A 16,454-nucleotide genomic window follows, 5' to 3' on the forward strand; every position below is an offset into this window, starting at 1 on the left:
ATAAATCATAAGTTATTTAGAGCTAAATTTTTTTATTTTAAAATGGTTTTTACGATTCTAAAAAAGAAAGAGACATTAAATTAGTAAACTTCTAAAAAGGGAGTGTAAGTATTGAAATAAATCATGTAAGAATGACGATTCTTTTCAAATCACTAGCATGGAGCCGATATTTTTCCTTTACTATCTGAGCTTTTGTGATAATATGATTAGAAATGGAGGGGTTATATGAATAAATTGCAAGATCGATTTAACAAAAATGTCTATGAAATCGCCGTCTCATTGATTCGTCAATTTGATGAAAAAGTCTCTGGAATTCCTAATATGTTGAAGTTGACGTTAGGAGAGCCGGATTTTAATACCCCTGAACACGTGAAAGAAGCAGGGCAACAGGCGATTAAAGATAATTTTAGTCATTATACTGGCATGTCGGGTCTAATTGATGTTCGAGAAGCAGCGAGTCGATTTTTATCTGAAAAATATACGGTCAATTATCAACCTACAACTGAAGTTTTGGTGACAGTAGGGGCAACGGAAGCGTTGTCGGCAAGTTTGTTATCAATTTTGGAGGCTGGTGATAAGGTATTGCTTCCGGCTCCGACTTATCCAGGCTATGAGCCATTAATCTTATTAGCAGGTGCTGAACCTGTTTATATTGATACGCGGGAAACAGGTTTTGTTTTAACGCCGGAACAAATCGATCAGGCAATGGAAGAACACGGCGATAAGGTGAAAGCAATCATCATTACATCGCCATCAAATCCTACAGGCGTTGCCTATAATGAAGCAGAAGTATCTGCTTTAAGTGAAACCTTGAAAAAGTACCCAATTTTTGTGATCAGTGATGAAATTTATAGTGAATTAAATTATGAAACGAAGCATGTTTCATTTGGAAAATATTTACGCGACCAAACAATCGTCATCAATGGGTTATCAAAATCTCATGCGATGACAGGCTGGCGAATCGGATTTATTTTTGCTCCAGCAGAATTGGTAGAACAAATAATTAAAGTTCATCAGTATTTAGTTACAGCGGCTTCAACGATCTCGCAAAAGGCCGCGGTTCGGGCATTAGTTCAGGGAATTTCTGATGCAGAGGTCATGCGGGAAGAATACCGAGAACGTCGGGATTATGTCTATCAAGCAATGACGAAACTGGGATTTGAGGTGGCACGTCCGTCAGGAGCCTTCTACATTTTTGCGAAGATTCCAGCTGAATATGAGCAAGATTCAATGGCTTTTTGTATTGATTTAGCTGAAAAAAATCAATTAGCAATTATCCCAGGAATTGCCTTCGGACCTGAAGGTGAAGGCTATGTTCGGATTAGTTATGCTGCTTCAATGGAGAGTTTGGTTGAAGCCATGAACCGTTTGTCAACCTACCTAGGAAAATAAAAAGAAACGATCAAATCTTTTTAGGTTTGATCGTTTCTTTTTGCCGAATACTACTTACTTGTTTAGATAGTTGAATAGACCGCTGATCGTTTTGTCCTTCAAAGCAATCTCGTTGCTATCAACAGTCGCTTTTACAACATGATAAAAATCAGGCAGATCAGGCACCTCTTTTAGTTGTGCCGCAACAAAATCGTCGGTACCAGGATAAGTTGTTTCTTTTTCTGAGTTGTTTATTGCATAAGTAATCACTAACATGTTGGTTCGCTTCTCTCGATTATACTTTTCATTACAAAAGTATTGTACACCAAAACTAATTAAAAGTAAGCATTTTTGTCTTTACTCAATATTTACAGTTCTTTACGAATCGTTTACATAGCTTCAATCAGATATTTACGTTCCATTGGTAAAGTAACGGTGTACTAAAAATAAGAGACACGGCAAAAGCATACTGTCGCTTCCCTTATAAAAACTGTTTACTATCTAAATTGAGGAGTGTACATGATGAAGAAAATTATTTTAGCATTAGCATTTTCAGGAATTCTCTTAGCAGGGTGCGGTACCGGAAACGCAACAAAGGATTCAGGATCAGCGAAAGAGGACACCGCAAAAATTACAGCAGTAGGTTCAACAGCTCTACAACCGCTAGTTGATGCGGCGCAAGAAAGCTACACACAGGATCATCCAAATGTCCAAATCTCTGTGCAAGGTGGCGGTAGCGGCACGGGCTTAAGTCAAGTTGAGAGCGGCTCGGTTGAAATTGGAAATTCCGATGTTTTTGCTGAAGAGAAAGATGGCGTAGATGCCAGCAAGTTAGTTGATCATAAAGTAGCAGTCGTTGGTTTTGTTCCAGTGGTTAATAAAGATGTTGGTGTAAAAGATATTACTAAACAACAACTAATCGATATTTTTACCGGAAAAATCAAAAACTGGAAAGAACTGGGAGGCAAGGATGAAGCCATTCAGGTGGTTAACCGTGCTTCTGGCAGTGGAACCCGTGCGACTTTTGAGAAATGGGGCTTAGATGGAAAAGAGCCAATTCAGTCACAAGAGCAAGATTCATCAGGAACAGTGAAAAAAATTGTAGCGGAGACTCCAGGATCAATTAGCTACCTTGCGTTATCGTATGTTGATGATAGTTTACAAGCGCTACAATTAGACGGCGTTACAGCAAACGATAAAAACATTACGACCAACAAATGGCCGATCTGGTCTTATGAACACATGTATACAAATGGCAAACCGGAAAAAGCGTTAGCCGATTTCTTAGAATACATGGTTAGCGATGATGTGCAAAATGGACCGGTGAAGGAATTAGGTTATCTGCCAATTACTTCAATGAAGGTTGAACGCGCTGCTGATGGAACAGTGAAATAATAACTAAAAAGAAAAAAGTCGAACCCCGCTAGTGTTTTCATCATGAAAACACTAGCGGGGTTACTTTATTTGTCAATTATTTGTTTGGCAATCTAATTGTAAAGGTGGAGCCTAAGCGAGGGTGACTTTCGACCTTGACTTCACCGCCGAGGATCTCGCTGTATTCTTTAACAATTGCAAGACCTAATCCGGTTCCGCCAGAATGACGAGCGCGGGCTTTGTCTACACGGTAAAAACGTTCAAAAATTCGTTTTTGATCTTCCTTTGAAATACCGATGCCATGATCTGTTACGGTTATTTCTAATTGATCGGTTAGATGATAGGCTATTTCAATTTGACTTTTTTCGGGAGAATATTGAATTGCATTTTCAAAAAGATTCTTTATGATCGGTTGAAAGAAAGTCAAACGTGTCTGGTAAAAACAATTTTCCATGCCCTCAATTGAAACAGTGATCTGTTTTTCCCTTAGTAGATGCTGATATAACTCAATTTGCTGGTGCAAAAAATAATTTATCTCAATTGTTTGCCGATCTTCTGCTAGATCATTGCTATCCTTTGATAATTCGATGATATCCTGAATCAGTCGCTGCAATCGTTTGGCATCATTTTGCATGATTGTCAAAAATTCTGCGGTCAGCTCGGGGTCATCTTTCGCACCATCCAAGAGCGTTTCTGTAAATCCTAGTAACGAGGTAACCGGTGTTTTCAATTCGTGGGAGACATTTCCAACGAAATCCTTTTGAATTTTTTCTAAACGACGAACATGTGTCAAGTCGTAGACGGTTCCCATAATTTGATCGCCCTCGACTTCATTTTCAATATAGCGTAAACGAATATCCAAATTCATCGCGCTTGGTAGTTTAGTCGAGATTTCCTGATGGACTTGATTTTTATCGACTAATACCTGTTGGATCAATTGGATGAACTTATGATCCTCAATCACCTGCCAATAATATTGTTGACTAATCCCGCCGATTTGCAGTAGCTCTTCCATAGACGGATTAATCATGATAAAGCGCCCATCGGTATCAATGATGAAGACACCAATCGTCAGTTCATGGAAAAGTGTGGAGAATTGTTCTTCTGTCGATGTGTAGGCAGCATAGGTTGCATTCAACTGTTCACTAATCTGATTCACAGTAACATAGAGCTCCTGCCATTGCGGCGAATCCTGCATCACGTAATTGCTTTTCTCTGGTTCTTTCAACATCCGCTGTAAAACTGGGAGAACGGTTTCGATTGGTCGATTCCGTTGATAGGTCAAGTAGCAAATAATTAAATAGATAAATGTATAAAATAGCAGTAAGATAACAAAAATCGTTCGCTGGAAGTTACGTGTTTTCGGCTGAAAGGCGGAGGTTCTTTTTGCTACTCTTAAAATACCAACTGTTTTATCGCCAGACCTAATGGGTTGAGCAGTATAGAGCAATTCAGTTTTTAAGGTAGCACTGTATCGAACGGAAGAACCAACAATATTACTGTTTAAAACAATTTTTACTTCTGGTCGATTTTCCCGGCTACCAGAAAGCTGCGGTTCGGAGCTGTCAAAAATAATTTTCCCCTTAGCATCTAACAGAGTGATCCGATCATTGGCCTCTCTAGAAAAACTCTCTATCGCCTTTTTATTCTCGTTAGAATCAAGTTGAGCAAGATCCAATCGATGGATCATTAGTTCACCATTACTACTCAAAAACTCCTCTTGCTGCTCTAACAATTCTTTTGTATAAAAATGGTTGGCTAATTTCCAGCTGCCGAGAAAGAGCAAACAAATAAGCAATAAAGGGACAAGATAATCTAAGTGTTTGCGTTTCATTGTGCTGGCACCTGAAACTTATAGCCAAAGCCGCGAACGGTTTGTAGATATTGTGGATGTTTAGGATCTATCTCGATTTTTTCCCGCAGGTGTGATACATGAACGTCGACAATTCTACTTTGACCAGAAAAATCATATTGCCAGATGCGATCAAGTAAGGTATCACGATCAATCACACGTTCTTTACGTTTCATGAAATAGACTAGAAGTTCAAACTCTTTTGGTGTCAGTTCAATTTTTTTGTCTCGTACTGTGACCTGATAATTTGATAAATCCGCTTTAATATCGCCAGCAGTTAAAAACTCGTGTTCAACAGGTTCTTGGCGCGGCTCTACACGACGAAAGATTGCTTTCATGCGGGCTAGGACTTCTCTTGGAGAAAAGGGCTTGGTCAGGTAGTCATCAGCGCCGATCTCTAAGCCTAGGATGCGATCAATGGCATCATCCTTAGCGGTCAACATTAAAATCGGGGTATCGACTTTTTCCTGACGCAGTTTTTTTGCAATCTCCAGACCGTCCATTGACGGCAGCATCACATCTAAAATAATGAAATCAAATTTTTCATTTAAGGCTAATTCGTAGCCTTCTTTTCCATCTTCAGCAGTGGTGACAGTGTAGCCCTCTTTTTCTAAATTAAAGCTCAATAACTTTACGATTGAAATCTCATCGTCTACAACTAATACACGTTTCATATGTGTCTCCTTTTTTATAAGAACATTTGTGAAAGACTATTTCCATACCTGAATAAATGGTATAATGGGAAGGCAGTTTTGTCACCTATTTTCTATTAATTTGTTGGGAGAAATAACAATGCTAGGGATCAGTGCTTGTTTGGGCGGGGTAGCTTGTCGTTATGATGGTGGATCAAATGAAATTACAGAGCTGAAAAAGCTAGTTGAGAAGAATCAGGCAATCATGATTTGTCCAGAGGTTTTAGGCGGTTTACCGACACCTAGACATCCTGCTGAGATACAGGGCGGTGATGGTTTCGCTGTGTGGGAAGGCCTAGCAAAAGTTCTAGATAAAGAGGGCAATGATTTGACAGAGGAATTTAAACAAGGAGCAATCAAGGCCTTTGAAGAAATACAAAAGCTGAAGATTACGGGCCTGGTTTTAAAGGAGAGAAGCCCATCTTGTGGCAGCAGCTTGATTTATGATGGCAGCTTTTCTGGAACTCGGATCAAAGGAATGGGTGTGGCAACCGCGTATTTTATCCGACAAGGCTTACCTGTTTATTCTGAAGAAAACTGGCAAGAAATGAGGATAACGTAATGGAGATCGAAAAAACGAATCGCATGAATGCGTTGTTTGAATTTTACGCGACGCTTTTAACTGAGAAGCAAATGAATTATATGGAGTTGTATTACGCCGATGATTTTTCTCTAGGAGAGATTGCTGAGGAATATCAGGTGAGTCGTCAGGCGGTTTATGATAATATCAAAAGAACAGAAAAAATCTTAGAGGATTACGAGCGCAAGCTTCATTTGTTTTCTGATTACATCGTAAGAGAAGAACAACTGGATAAGTTGGCGTTATATGTGACGGAGCATTATCCCAAGGATGAGTTTTTAGCCGAAACAATTACCGGCTTACAAGATTTAGATGAATAGAAAGGAAAATAAGCAATGGCATTTGAAAATTTGACGCAGCGTCTGCAGGCTGCGATGGGGAAACTACGTAAAAAAGGAAAGGTTACAGAAGCTGACGTTACTGAAATGATGCGAGAAATTCGTCTCGCTTTATTAGAGGCCGATGTTAACTTACAAGTTGTAAAGCAATTTACCAAAGAAGTGCGCACACGTGCTTTGGGCGTAGAAGTTTTAGAGAGCTTAACTCCCGCACAACAAATCGTGAAGATTGTTGATGAAGAATTAACCAAAACATTGGGATCAGAAGCGGTTGGAATTGAGAAATCACCAAAAATTCCGACAGTAATCATGATGGCAGGTTTGCAAGGGGCAGGTAAAACAACCTTTGCTGGAAAGCTTGCCAACCAATTGATTAAAAATGAAAAAGCGCGTCCTCTAATGATCGCGGGAGACGTTTACCGTCCAGCGGCTATCGACCAATTAAAAGTATTAGGCCAACAATTAGACGTGCCAGTCTTTGATATGGGTACAGATGTCAGTCCTGTTGAAATCGTCCGTCAAGGGATGGAAAAGGCCCGCGAAAATAAAAATGATTATGTTCTAATTGATACGGCTGGTCGTCTACATATTGATGAAGCATTAATGGATGAGTTGAAACAAATCAAAGAAATCGCTCAACCAAATGAAATTCTATTAGTCGTTGATGCAATGACTGGACAAGATGCGGTTAACGTGGCGCAAAGCTTCAATGAACAATTAGGAATCACTGGGGTCGTTATTACCAAATTAGATGGAGACACTCGTGGTGGTGCGGCACTGTCGATCCGTGCTGTGACGGGAGCACCGATCAAGTTCATCGGTTCAGGTGAAAAACTAACCGACCTAGAAGTCTTCCATCCAGATCGGATGTCTAGCCGAATCTTAGGTATGGGTGACATGCTGACTTTGATCGAAAAAGCACAGCAAGATTACGATGAAAAGAAAGCTGAAGAACTTGCTCGCAAGATGAAGGAAAACAGCTTTGATTTCAATGATTTCATTGAGCAGCTAGACCAAGTGATGGGCATGGGACCAATCGAAGATTTACTGAAGATGATTCCAGGGATGAGTCAAATGCCAGGGATAGAAAATGTCAAGGTTGATCCAAAGGATGTTGAACGTAAAAAAGCGATGGTTTACTCCATGACCCCTGCTGAACGTGAAAACCCAGACTTATTAAATCCTAGCCGTCGTCGGCGGATCGCTGCTGGTTCAGGAAACTCAGTTGTCGAAGTCAATCGCATGATTAAGCAATTCAAAGAATCTCGGAAAATGATGCAGCAAATGAGTAAAGGCAGCATGCCTGCTGGGATGGATCAAATGTTTGGCAATGGTATCAAAGGCAAAATGGGTAAGATGGCGATGAACCGGATGGTCAAGAAAAACAAGAAGAGAAAAAAGAAGCGTAAATAATAGAAGAAATTTGTTAGAAATACGATGTAAAACAGCGTCTATCTCGTTTTTGAGATAGACGCTATTTTGTGGATTTTATTCCATAATAGAGAAAATCAATTTTTCTAAGTTAAAAATAAGCTAGCTCTAAAAAGAAACGCCAATGATACAGGAAAAAGACGCCGGCAAGACTCAAAATGAGATAAATCTGTGGTTCTCTTTGCGAGAAAGACTGGATTTCTTTCGGAGTTTTATTGAATAATTTGCGATAAAGCAACCAAATTAGGAAACCGACAAATGCACCTAACGTGTTCATCAATAAATCATCAATATCAGTTGCCCGACGATTAAACAATTGGAGCAATTCGATCATCAATGAAAATTGGAAACCCAGCAAAACCGACACCACAGGTTTGCGACACTGTTTCCAAACTAACGGCAATAAAAAGCCTAACGGTGTAAACATAATGATATTCAAAAGATTCAACAGACCAACGCCTGATTGAAAGGGAACCAGATTAATTTCCTCGGGGCGAATCAATTCTGGATAACTTAAAAGGTCTTCCAACGTACCGACACCGGTCACGTCAATCACCAGATAGAGATAAAATAAGAAAATAAAACGCCAAAGCATTGATGAAATGAAAATTTTCTCCTGTTTCTTTCTCAGCGAAAAATATTGATAAATCAGACAAGGTAGAAAGACACATCCGATTCGATAAAGAGAAAATAAAATATCTAAAACACCCATAGAATCACCTCATTTGATGATTGAACTTGTTAAGAGTCTTTGCTAGATGTTTCGTCACTTCGCCGAAAAACAGTATAAGGCCACAGATTCCGGCGACGATTAGAGTAACTAGGACAGTCGATAGAATCGGTTGGCTAATTGACGTATCGATCCGACTCATTCGGTTAGTCAAAAAGATCATCCAAGGATTAAAGAAATTAAAAATGAGAACAAAGGAAGTAAACAGCGTCATCATTCCCCAGATCGGCCAGCGCGATTCTTTATGAAGCAAATAGGCATTATCGTTTTCTAATGATAATGACTGGAATTTTTGATAGGTCCAAAAAATTAAAAGCAGACCAACGACAACCAAAATACAGTTTACCAACATATTGCCACCGTTTTTTCCAACCGAATCAACAAATAAAGTTCTTGGTAATGAGGAATGACTTGATCCTTTTACTAAGTTTATAATGTCACTCAATGAATAGATCGCATTTGGCAGCCAACTCCTCAAAAAGAGAAATACAAATAAGGTCAAGGGACCAAAAAATACATTTCCAACCATAGACCCAATAAAAGTACCTGCACAAAATAAAAAAAAGAGTAATGAAGAATGACTAATTATAGAAGTAACTAATTGTCCTAAGGTCGCATTCATATAAGGAGCTGGAATCAGCGCATGGATCAGCAAGGCGTACACAAATTGACTAATCAGGGTTACCAATAAAAAAGGAAGGGCGACATAGAGAATTTTACTCTGAAATAGAATCTTTCGTGAGCATCCTAATGAAAAAAGATAGTGATTAAAAGCTGTTTTCTGATCAATAAAGAAGAGCAAGAATCCTAATAAGGGAACGAGTAGCAATAAAGCACCATTAAAATAGGTTGAAAAATTTGAATAATAAAAAGTTTTCTCAGAATAATTTGAGGCTTCAAGTGTTTCGAAACCGCCTGAATCGGAGTGATAAAATTCCAGTTGAGCTTTTTGAAATTGGTGATAAGAAGTATAGTGAACATTTTTTTCCGTTTTTTCATCCCAATAGGTGATTCCAGCGCGATTTTTTTCAAAGTTTTCTTTGGCATGAGGTTCATGATAAATCATTTTCCATTGTTTATTTTCAGTTAAGGCGTTAAATACACCCACACCAATCACCAGTAGACACGCGGCGATCAGTACTTTCTTATAACGCTCAAAAATAATAGCACGGATCATCTCAAAATCCCCTTTCTACGTGTTTTTAAATTGGCTTCGAAAAGATCTTCTAAAGTTAAAGGCAATTCTTCATATACTAACGGATCAAATTCTTTGATGGCTGTTTCTAATTCTGCTGTGAAATTTTCAAATACAACAGTAACGACACGACCTTGAAAATCCAGCATTTTAGAATTTTCTTTGATTACCATAGGTACTTTTTTTGTTTTAAAGACCAACTGAAGTTTTTTCGCTGTTTCTCGCATATCTTCCAAACGGTAGTCTTTGATGATCGATTGATCTTTTAGCAGCAATACACGATCAATCAAATTTTCCAGCTCCAGTAAGTTGTGAGAAGCGATCAATGCCGTACAAGAATTTTCGCTTAAATGGCTCATCAGTAAACCAATCACTTCTTTTTTCACGATAATGTCTAACCCATCAAAAGGTTCGTCTAATAATAAATACTGCGCATTAGAGCACACAGCTAAAATAATTTGGAACAATGCTTGCTGTCCTTTTGAAAGCTGGCGGTAATTTTTATTCAATGGAAGCCCATGCATTCCTACCAATTCTTTAAAGGAGACAAAATCGAATTTTGGATAGGCTAGTTGATAGAATCGCGCAATTTTTTTAAGAGTATAGAGACGGAAAAAATTTTCTTTTTCATCAATAAAAAAGATTTCCTGTTTTAATTCTGGTCGCTGATAAATCGATCTTTGATCAATCAATATATCTCCTCTATCAGGTAAATATTGTCCAGCAATTACGCGTAATAAGGTGGTCTTTCCAGAACCGTTTCGACCGACAAGCCCAACGATCTCATGTTCAGCTAATTCAAACTCAACCGTTGTGAGTATTGGTTGCTGATCAATTTTTTTGTTCAAATTTTTTACAATCATATGGTAAGACCTCCCAAATTTTTTTCTGCTTCATATATCCAAGCAATCAATTCACTCTGCGAGATTTGTAGATGTCGTGCCTCGATAACAAGTTCATTCAAATGTTCTTTTAATTCTTGGATACGAATCTCATCTCTAGGGGGTTCTTCAATCGCGCGTACAAAAGTACCCTTGCCTTTGACGGTAACAAGTACTTTTTCCGTTTCTAATACCTTATAGGCTTTACTGATGGTATTCGGGTTCATTAACAATTGCTTCGCCATTTCTCTGACAGATGGTATTTTATCTCCGGGCTGTAAAATACCATGTAAGATGTCTTCTTTGATTCCTAATACTAATTGCTCGTAATAAGCACGGCTGCTGTTTTTATCGATATGAACCATACACTCACCTCCATGTATCTACGTGTGCTAGTATACATAGTACACTTCAGTTAGGCAATGACTTTTTTTCATTTTCTGGTATACTCAAGGGGAGCGTATGTTCGTTTTTTAAATTTGAAAATAGGAGTGATGCGGATGTATCGGTGTCAATGGTCAGGAAATAATGAAAATATGCAGGTGTATCATGATACGGTATGGGGTACGCCAGAATACGATGATCAACGTCTTTTTCGAAAGTTAGTTTTGGATATGAACCAAGCTGGATTAAGCTGGCAAACGATTTTAAATAAAATGGATAATTTTGACAACGCCTATGAACAATTTGAGATTAAAAAGGTTGCAGAATTTGATGAAGCAAAGATCGAATCGCTAATGCAGGATGCAGGAATTATTCGCAATCGTCGAAAAATCGAAGCGGCGATCAACAATGCGCAAAAGATACTAGCGATGCAAGCTGAGGGAGTCAGCTTTTCTGATTATTTATGGGGCTTTACCGACCATCAAGTGGTAGATAATAAGATAAAAAATGCTTCAGAAGTACCGGCGAAAACAGAGCTGTCTGACCGAATTGCCAAAGATTTAAAGAAACGCGGCTTTAAATTTGTCGGCAGTACAACGATTTATGCTTTTTTACAGGCAGTTGGAATTGTAAACGATCATGAGATGGCATGTTTCCGATATGAAGAGCTGAACACTGGGATGAAGCAAAACGACTAAGATAGGCAATAAAGTTGAATTGGTCTTGCCACTTGATAAAATGAATAGAAGAAAGAGGTGGGATTAGATGGCACACGCAGTATTCTACGGAGCAATGAGTTTAGATGGATATTTAGCGGATAAAGAAGACGGTTTAAATTGGTTGTATCATCAAGAAGGTGGCGAACTAGTACCTTATGATGTATTTTATCAAGCGATTGATTATACGATGATGGGACGCAGAACCTATGAAGTAGTAAAACGTGATGCACAGTTAGAAATTCTTTATCCAGAGAAGGAAAACTTTGTCTTTAGTCACACGGATTTAGACGTTGATGACAATCTTCAAGTGGTTAATGAAGATCCTATAACGTTTATTCAAAATCTACCATCAGAGAAAACGATTTGGGTTGTTGGCGGCGGTGCCTTGTTGCAACCAGTGATTGAAGCTGGCTTAATTGAAGAGTGGTGGATTCAAATCGTACCAATACTATTAGGCGAGGGCGTTCCGCTCTTTTTGCCACAAATCAACCAACAAAAACTAAAGTTGATCGAAACAGAACAGTTCGGTCAGTTTGCACAGCTACATTTAAAGCAAGCTTAATCGAAATTTCTTTATAAAATAAATTCGAACGCTCCTATTCCTTTTCAAATTGGAAAGAATAGGAGCGTTCTGTCTTAATACTCATGTTCATCGATTTCGCTTGCAGCTGCTTCAAACTTTGCTTGACAAGGCAATACTTTCTTCTCTTTTTCAGGAAAGGTTTGATCAAAAGCCTCTAATCCTTGGGGATCAGGATATAGCCCTTCTGAAAAGACAATATGGCCGCTAATAGCATCAAGCGCCCCATCCTTTAGCGGTAAGGCCATAATACCAGTATAAAATTTTCCATCCGGCATGGAGATGTTGTACTTCTTTGTGCCAATAAAACCATATGTATGGTAGTGATAAGGAAAGCCACCCAGTACGATTGCCTCATAGCCTAAGCGTTTTGCTTCATTGATGGAGTGTTCGTTCAGCATTCGACCATAGCCTTGTCGATGATACTCTGGTGCGATACTAACGGGACCAAAGGAAATGACTGGATACTCGTTGTTATCAGCATCAACGATTTTAGCTTTACTATAAAAAATGCTGCCAATAATGTTTTCATCTAGTTCAATGACAAAGGTCAGCTCTGGAATAAAATCCGGATGCTTGCGAAGTGTGTGTGCAAGGTAATGTTCCTCAGCTCCAGGTAAATATAAATTCCAAAAAGCTTCGCGAGTAATTTCTTCAACCCTGCGATAATCTCGTTCTTCTTCAAGTCTAATAGTAATAGTCAAATGATATCCTCCAATCTAATTCTAAATTGAGTATAGCATAATAAGTGCATCAAAAAAGACTGCGGACATTGTTCATTTAAGAACAGTATCCGCAGTCTTCTGGTGAAATTATTTAACTAATTTATTGAAGAATTCGATATATTTATCTGTGATTGTTTTAAAGAATTCAACCGTACCATCAGCAATATGTCCGTCATTATCAACAAGATTCATAATGCCGCCGATGTAAGCTTCTGGTTGTTGCAAAGTAGGAACGTCTAAGAAAACTAATGATTGACGTAATGCGTGGTTTGCACCAAAGCCGCCAGGGCCACCAGGGGATACAGTCACGACTAAACCAGGTTTACCACCCCAAACACTGCTGCCCATTGGACGAGAACCAACATCTAACGCATTTTTCAACGCTGCTGGAACAGAACGATTATACTCTGGAGTAACGAAGAATAATCCATCGACGCTATTTACATCGTTACGGAAACGTGTCCAAGCTTCAGGAACAGAGCCTTCCACTTCAAGATCTTCATTGTAAAATGGAAGATCGCCAATTTCAATAAATTTTGCTTCAAAGCCGTCAGGCAGTAATTCTGCAAATTGTTTTGCAACGATCTTATTGTAAGAATCCTTGCGCAGACTGCCGACTAAAATACCAATTGTTTTTGTCATAATAATTCCTCCTAATTCGATCATTACGATCGCTGTTGTTATCTACATTTATTATCTTACAAAAAATAAGTAAAATGTGCAAAAAATATGCTTTGAAAGAAAAATAGACCTGTAAAGAAAAAACTCTTTACAGCTAACTAAAAGCGTGTTAGACTACATCTTGTGATTAATTATATGGAGGTGTAGTTATACAATGGCAGTTAAAATTCGCTTGAAACGTATGGGTTCTAAAAAGAAACCTTTCTACCGTATCGTTGTTGCTGATTCTCGTTCTCCTCGTGATGGACGTTTTATCGAAACTGTGGGTACTTACAATCCTTTGAAAAACCCTGCAGAAGTCGTATTAAAAGAAGAAGATGTTTTAAACTGGTTACAAAAAGGTGCACAACCTTCTGATACCGTTCGCAACATTCTTTCTAAAGAAGGCATCATGCAAAAACACCACGAAGCTAAATTCGCTAAGAAGTAAGGTGATCAATTATGCAAGATTTAACTAACCTTGTGTTGACTATTGTTCACCCTTTGGTGACAAAGCCTGAAGAAGTGAAGTTAGAGATTGAAGAATCTAAAGATTTCTTTGAGTACAACCTAGTCGTTGCACCAGAGGATATCGGCAGAATTATCGGAAAACAAGGTCGAGTAGCAAAAGCGATTCGTACGATCGTTTACAGTGTTCGAACGAATGGACCGAAAAAAGTTCGTCTCAACATCGTGGATGGTAAATAAAGTAAGAACACTCGAGTCAGTTTGATTCGGGTGTTTTTTCATTAGAAGTACGATAAACTATGGGTGGAGGTGTTCCATCATGAAAAAATATTTAATTTTGCTAAGTGCATTGTTTGTTTTATCGGCATGTAATTCTGGAAATAATGATTCAAAAGATAGCTCGACGAAATCGACTGTTGCTACGACTGAGAATACCAGCACAGTGAGTTCGAAAAAAAGTGATTCAAGTAAAAATTCGTCAACCATTTCAAGTACAAAGGCAGCAACGAATTCTTCTGGTACAGATTCCACTCACGGCAATCATGGGATGGCGGCAATCGATGAATTAAAGGCAAATTATCCAAATGATAATTTTCCCGACCCAGCAACTATCAGCAGCGGGAAGGAGATTGGAATCAGCGCTTCTGAAGAGCAAGGTATTTTGAAGATCAATTTTTATATTGTAAATGAAGCAACCCCCTTTAATGATCCATCGTTGAAGAATCAGACACCCGTGGCTTATTTCCAGCGCCAGTCCTTTGACTCAAAGGAAACTGCCAAAAATGAAGTTGGTCAGACTTATGATGCAAATGGTCAACAGGTTGATCTAGGTCATACTATCACAGGTTACCGAAGTGCTGGTGCCGGGTCTAGTTTTGTTATGTGGAAAGAAGGCAATTGGAGCTTGGCTGTACAGGCAAACAATCTTGAACAAGAAGATCCTGTTCCATTAGCCAAACAAACAGTTGAATATTTAGAGGAAGCTTTCTTGCCAGTTCCGTATGATGCTGGCCAGATCTCATTACGTGTGGCTAAAGGTGATTATCAATCCAATCGTGTGGTTTGGCAAAACAATCAAACAGTATACACAATCATGAATAACGATTCAATGAGTGCCTTGAAAATGGCTGTCTCAATGGCAAAATAGATGAAAAGAAAGAGGAAACTACGTGACTAATTATTACAAAGTTGGAAAAATCGTCAATACTCACGGAATTCGCGGTGAAGTTCGCGTGATTTCTACGACTGATTTTACGGAGGAACGTTACCAAGTAGGGGAGCAGCTTTTCTTATTTCGCGAAAAGCAAGATGTTCTTCCACTAACCATCGCAAGTTATCGCCGACATAAAAATTTTGATTTGCTTAGCTTTGAAGGCTATCCAAATATCAATGATGTTGAATCCTTTCGCGACGGCATTCTGAAAATCTCAGAAAAACAGCTGAGGGAATTGGATGAACATGAATATTACTACCATGAGATCATCGGATTAACGGTTGTAGATGAAGACGATAAGGAAATCGGCAAGATTACGGAAATTTTATCTCCTGGAGCCAATGATGTCTGGGTAGTTAAGCGTAAAGGGCAAAAAGATGCATTAATTCCTTACATCGAATCAGTCGTTAAAGACATTGATTTAACGGAAGGAATCGTCCATGTTGAAATTCCAGAAGGGTTGTTGGATGATGCGAATTGATGTACTGACACTTTTTCCAAAAATGGTTGAAGGTCCGCTGGGAGAATCGATCATCGGCAAGGCCATTGAGAAAGGGTTACTGGAGATCAATGTCCATGATTTTCGAGCGTATTCGGGGAATAAACATATGCAAGTCGACGATTATCCATATGGTGGAGGCGCAGGTATGCTGCTGAAGGTACAGCCTATCTATGATAATTTAAAGGCGATTGAAGAGGAAACCGGTGAGCAGAAAAAAAGAGTTATTTTACTTGATCCTGCCGGAAAACCTTTCAATCAAAATATGGCGGAGGAATTTTCACAGGAGGAGCAATTAGTCTTCATTTGTGGACATTATGAAGGCTATGATGAGCGCATTCGCTCGCTAGTAACTGATGAGGTTTCACTAGGCGATTATGTTTTAACTGGCGGTGAACTTGGCGCTGTTGTAATGATCGATGCAACTGTTCGTCTGTTACCAGAAGTGTTAGGCAATCAGATTTCGGCAAAAACAGATTCTCACTCCACAGGTTTGCTGGAGCATCCGCAATATACGCGACCAGCTGAATTTGCGGGGATGAAAGTTCCAGAAGTTTTAATGAACGGCAATCATCGTTTGATTGAGGCATGGCAATTAAAAGAATCATTGCGCCGAACTTATTTGCGTCGACCAGATATGTTGGAAAAATTAGAATTGACTCCTGAGATGGAAAAATTCTTAGCAGAGATCAAACAAGAAGAACAATAGTGTATGTCGAGCCCTTTTATATCAAGGGCTCTTTTAGTGGTTTGATTAAATGC

The 16,454-nt window shown here is 38.9% G+C and carries 21 protein-coding genes; 12 read left to right on the forward strand and 9 right to left on the reverse strand.

What is annotated here, in order from left to right:
• The first annotated feature begins 225 nt into the window (after positions 1 to 225).
• Positions 226 to 1,392 carry a pyridoxal phosphate-dependent aminotransferase gene (locus OMU_RS14965; RefSeq protein WP_016180725.1) on the forward strand — a complete coding sequence of 389 codons (1,167 nt, stop codon included), beginning with the start codon at positions 226 to 228 and terminating at the stop codon, positions 1,390 to 1,392.
• A 54-nt stretch (positions 1,393 to 1,446) separates the two neighbouring features.
• Here the strand turns inward: OMU_RS14965 and OMU_RS14970 are convergent, their stop codons facing one another.
• The gene (locus OMU_RS14970) at positions 1,447 to 1,647 is read right to left on the reverse strand and encodes a hypothetical protein (protein WP_016180726.1); all 201 of its coding nucleotides are present in this window, start codon (positions 1,645 to 1,647) and stop codon (positions 1,447 to 1,449) included.
• A gap of 246 nt (positions 1,648 to 1,893) precedes the next feature.
• Here OMU_RS14970 and OMU_RS14975 point away from each other — a divergent pair, with 246 nt between their 5' ends.
• Complete coding sequence (locus OMU_RS14975; RefSeq protein ID WP_034876272.1) at positions 1,894 to 2,766, forward strand: phosphate ABC transporter substrate-binding protein PstS family protein; 873 nt, start codon at positions 1,894 to 1,896, stop codon at positions 2,764 to 2,766.
• Positions 2,767 to 2,842: 76 nt separating this feature from the next.
• Here the strand turns inward: OMU_RS14975 and OMU_RS14980 are convergent, their stop codons facing one another.
• Positions 2,843 to 4,579, reverse strand: coding sequence for a sensor histidine kinase (locus OMU_RS14980; RefSeq protein WP_016180728.1), 1,737 nt, complete (start codon positions 4,577 to 4,579; stop codon positions 2,843 to 2,845).
• Positions 4,576 to 5,271, reverse strand: a complete 696-nt coding sequence (locus tag OMU_RS14985; protein ID WP_016180729.1) for a response regulator transcription factor — start codon at positions 5,269 to 5,271, stop codon at positions 4,576 to 4,578. The genes OMU_RS14980 and OMU_RS14985 overlap by 4 nt, the downstream gene beginning before the upstream one ends.
• Before the next feature lie 118 nt (positions 5,272 to 5,389).
• Between OMU_RS14985 and OMU_RS14990 the strand changes: the two genes are divergently transcribed.
• The 3 genes from OMU_RS14990 to ffh are packed head-to-tail and all read left to right on the forward strand — an operon-like array spanning position 5,390 to position 7,620.
• Positions 5,390 to 5,851 (forward strand): 2-thiouracil desulfurase family protein, encoded by a 462-nt coding sequence (locus tag OMU_RS14990; protein WP_016180730.1) that lies wholly within the window; start codon positions 5,390 to 5,392, stop codon positions 5,849 to 5,851.
• A complete protein-coding gene (locus OMU_RS14995; protein WP_016180731.1) occupies positions 5,851 to 6,189 on the forward strand; it encodes a putative DNA-binding protein in 339 nt (112 codons plus the stop codon). Before OMU_RS14990 ends, OMU_RS14995 begins: the two co-directional genes overlap by 1 nt.
• A gap of 15 nt (positions 6,190 to 6,204) precedes the next feature.
• Complete coding sequence (ffh, locus tag OMU_RS15000) at positions 6,205 to 7,620, forward strand: signal recognition particle protein (RefSeq protein ID WP_016180732.1); 1,416 nt, start codon at positions 6,205 to 6,207, stop codon at positions 7,618 to 7,620.
• Between the two features lie 109 nt (positions 7,621 to 7,729).
• Here the strand turns inward: ffh and OMU_RS15005 are convergent, their stop codons facing one another.
• Genes OMU_RS15005 through OMU_RS15020 form a run of 4 tightly spaced genes read right to left on the reverse strand, consistent with a single transcriptional unit; the run spans position 7,730 to position 10,809 of the window.
• Positions 7,730 to 8,350, reverse strand: coding sequence for a VanZ family protein (locus OMU_RS15005; protein ID WP_016180733.1), 621 nt, complete (start codon positions 8,348 to 8,350; stop codon positions 7,730 to 7,732).
• Positions 8,351 to 8,354: 4 nt separating this feature from the next.
• Positions 8,355 to 9,545, reverse strand: a complete 1,191-nt coding sequence (locus OMU_RS15010; protein ID WP_016180734.1) for an ABC transporter permease — start codon at positions 9,543 to 9,545, stop codon at positions 8,355 to 8,357.
• On the reverse strand, positions 9,542 to 10,426 hold the full coding sequence (locus tag OMU_RS15015; protein WP_016180735.1) for an ATP-binding cassette domain-containing protein: 885 nt from the start codon (positions 10,424 to 10,426) through the stop codon (positions 9,542 to 9,544). The genes OMU_RS15010 and OMU_RS15015 overlap by 4 nt, the downstream gene beginning before the upstream one ends.
• Positions 10,423 to 10,809: a GntR family transcriptional regulator gene (locus OMU_RS15020; protein ID WP_016180736.1), complete on the reverse strand. Its 387-nt coding sequence runs from the start codon at positions 10,807 to 10,809 to the stop codon at positions 10,423 to 10,425. The genes OMU_RS15015 and OMU_RS15020 overlap by 4 nt, the downstream gene beginning before the upstream one ends.
• Positions 10,810 to 10,944: 135 nt before the next feature.
• Between OMU_RS15020 and OMU_RS15025 the strand changes: the two genes are divergently transcribed.
• Both OMU_RS15025 and OMU_RS15030 read left to right on the forward strand, forming a co-directional pair.
• Positions 10,945 to 11,526, forward strand: a complete 582-nt coding sequence (locus tag OMU_RS15025) for a DNA-3-methyladenine glycosylase I (RefSeq protein WP_016180737.1) — start codon at positions 10,945 to 10,947, stop codon at positions 11,524 to 11,526.
• A gap of 67 nt (positions 11,527 to 11,593) precedes the next feature.
• Positions 11,594 to 12,109: a dihydrofolate reductase family protein gene (locus OMU_RS15030; protein ID WP_016180738.1), complete on the forward strand. Its 516-nt coding sequence runs from the start codon at positions 11,594 to 11,596 to the stop codon at positions 12,107 to 12,109.
• Between the two features lie 74 nt (positions 12,110 to 12,183).
• Here OMU_RS15030 and OMU_RS15035 read toward each other — a convergent pair whose 3' ends face one another.
• Entirely contained in the window at positions 12,184 to 12,831 is a 648-nt protein-coding gene (locus OMU_RS15035; RefSeq protein ID WP_016180739.1) for a GNAT family N-acetyltransferase, read from the reverse strand.
• Between the two features lie 108 nt (positions 12,832 to 12,939).
• Positions 12,940 to 13,494, reverse strand: coding sequence for an NADPH-dependent FMN reductase (locus OMU_RS15040; protein ID WP_016180740.1), 555 nt, complete (start codon positions 13,492 to 13,494; stop codon positions 12,940 to 12,942).
• A 193-nt stretch (positions 13,495 to 13,687) separates the two neighbouring features.
• On the opposite strand from OMU_RS15040, the gene rpsP reads away from it, so the two are divergent.
• The 5 genes from rpsP to trmD all read left to right on the forward strand — a co-directional run bounded on the left by rpsP (position 13,688) and on the right by trmD (position 16,401).
• The gene (gene rpsP / locus OMU_RS15045) at positions 13,688 to 13,963 is read left to right on the forward strand and encodes a 30S ribosomal protein S16 (protein ID WP_016180741.1); all 276 of its coding nucleotides are present in this window, start codon (positions 13,688 to 13,690) and stop codon (positions 13,961 to 13,963) included.
• Positions 13,964 to 13,974: 11 nt separating this feature from the next.
• Entirely contained in the window at positions 13,975 to 14,220 is a 246-nt protein-coding gene (locus OMU_RS15050) for a KH domain-containing protein (RefSeq protein WP_016180742.1), read from the forward strand.
• Between the two features lie 79 nt (positions 14,221 to 14,299).
• On the forward strand, positions 14,300 to 15,127 hold the full coding sequence (locus OMU_RS15055) for a membrane lipoprotein lipid attachment site-containing protein (protein ID WP_016180743.1): 828 nt from the start codon (positions 14,300 to 14,302) through the stop codon (positions 15,125 to 15,127).
• Positions 15,128 to 15,149: 22 nt separating this feature from the next.
• Positions 15,150 to 15,674 (forward strand): ribosome maturation factor RimM, encoded by a 525-nt coding sequence (gene rimM / locus OMU_RS15060; RefSeq protein WP_016180744.1) that lies wholly within the window; start codon positions 15,150 to 15,152, stop codon positions 15,672 to 15,674.
• Complete coding sequence (gene trmD, locus OMU_RS15065) at positions 15,661 to 16,401, forward strand: tRNA (guanosine(37)-N1)-methyltransferase TrmD (protein ID WP_016180745.1); 741 nt, start codon at positions 15,661 to 15,663, stop codon at positions 16,399 to 16,401. Before rimM ends, trmD begins: the two co-directional genes overlap by 14 nt.
• The last annotated feature ends 53 nt before the right edge of the window (positions 16,402 to 16,454 follow it).

Source organism: Enterococcus avium ATCC 14025, from assembly GCF_000406965.1.
In the GTDB taxonomy this organism is placed as follows: Bacteria; Bacillota; Bacilli; order Lactobacillales; family Enterococcaceae; genus Enterococcus_A; species Enterococcus_A avium.

What these genes read in the sequence shown, in the direction of transcription:
- OMU_RS14965 (WP_016180725.1), top strand. Translation starts at nt 226, where the DNA reads ATGAATAAATTGCAAGATCGATTTAACAAAAATGTCTATGAAATCGCC.
- OMU_RS14970 (WP_016180726.1), bottom strand. Translation starts at nt 1,647, where the DNA reads ATGTTAGTGATTACTTATGCAATAAACAACTCAGAAAAAGAAACAACT.
- OMU_RS14975 (WP_034876272.1), top strand. Translation starts at nt 1,894, where the DNA reads ATGAAGAAAATTATTTTAGCATTAGCATTTTCAGGAATTCTCTTAGCA.
- OMU_RS14980 (WP_016180728.1), bottom strand. Translation starts at nt 4,579, where the DNA reads ATGAAACGCAAACACTTAGATTATCTTGTCCCTTTATTGCTTATTTGT.
- OMU_RS14985 (WP_016180729.1), bottom strand. Translation starts at nt 5,271, where the DNA reads ATGAAACGTGTATTAGTTGTAGACGATGAGATTTCAATCGTAAAGTTA.
- OMU_RS14990 (WP_016180730.1), top strand. Translation starts at nt 5,390, where the DNA reads ATGCTAGGGATCAGTGCTTGTTTGGGCGGGGTAGCTTGTCGTTATGAT.
- OMU_RS14995 (WP_016180731.1), top strand. Translation starts at nt 5,851, where the DNA reads ATGGAGATCGAAAAAACGAATCGCATGAATGCGTTGTTTGAATTTTAC.
- ffh (WP_016180732.1), top strand. Translation starts at nt 6,205, where the DNA reads ATGGCATTTGAAAATTTGACGCAGCGTCTGCAGGCTGCGATGGGGAAA.
- OMU_RS15005 (WP_016180733.1), bottom strand. Translation starts at nt 8,350, where the DNA reads ATGGGTGTTTTAGATATTTTATTTTCTCTTTATCGAATCGGATGTGTC.
- OMU_RS15010 (WP_016180734.1), bottom strand. Translation starts at nt 9,545, where the DNA reads ATGATCCGTGCTATTATTTTTGAGCGTTATAAGAAAGTACTGATCGCC.
- OMU_RS15015 (WP_016180735.1), bottom strand. Translation starts at nt 10,426, where the DNA reads ATGATTGTAAAAAATTTGAACAAAAAAATTGATCAGCAACCAATACTC.
- OMU_RS15020 (WP_016180736.1), bottom strand. Translation starts at nt 10,809, where the DNA reads ATGGTTCATATCGATAAAAACAGCAGCCGTGCTTATTACGAGCAATTA.
- OMU_RS15025 (WP_016180737.1), top strand. Translation starts at nt 10,945, where the DNA reads ATGTATCGGTGTCAATGGTCAGGAAATAATGAAAATATGCAGGTGTAT.
- OMU_RS15030 (WP_016180738.1), top strand. Translation starts at nt 11,594, where the DNA reads ATGGCACACGCAGTATTCTACGGAGCAATGAGTTTAGATGGATATTTA.
- OMU_RS15040 (WP_016180740.1), bottom strand. Translation starts at nt 13,494, where the DNA reads ATGACAAAAACAATTGGTATTTTAGTCGGCAGTCTGCGCAAGGATTCT.
- rpsP (WP_016180741.1), top strand. Translation starts at nt 13,688, where the DNA reads ATGGCAGTTAAAATTCGCTTGAAACGTATGGGTTCTAAAAAGAAACCT.
- OMU_RS15050 (WP_016180742.1), top strand. Translation starts at nt 13,975, where the DNA reads ATGCAAGATTTAACTAACCTTGTGTTGACTATTGTTCACCCTTTGGTG.
- OMU_RS15055 (WP_016180743.1), top strand. Translation starts at nt 14,300, where the DNA reads ATGAAAAAATATTTAATTTTGCTAAGTGCATTGTTTGTTTTATCGGCA.
- trmD (WP_016180745.1), top strand. Translation starts at nt 15,661, where the DNA reads ATGATGCGAATTGATGTACTGACACTTTTTCCAAAAATGGTTGAAGGT.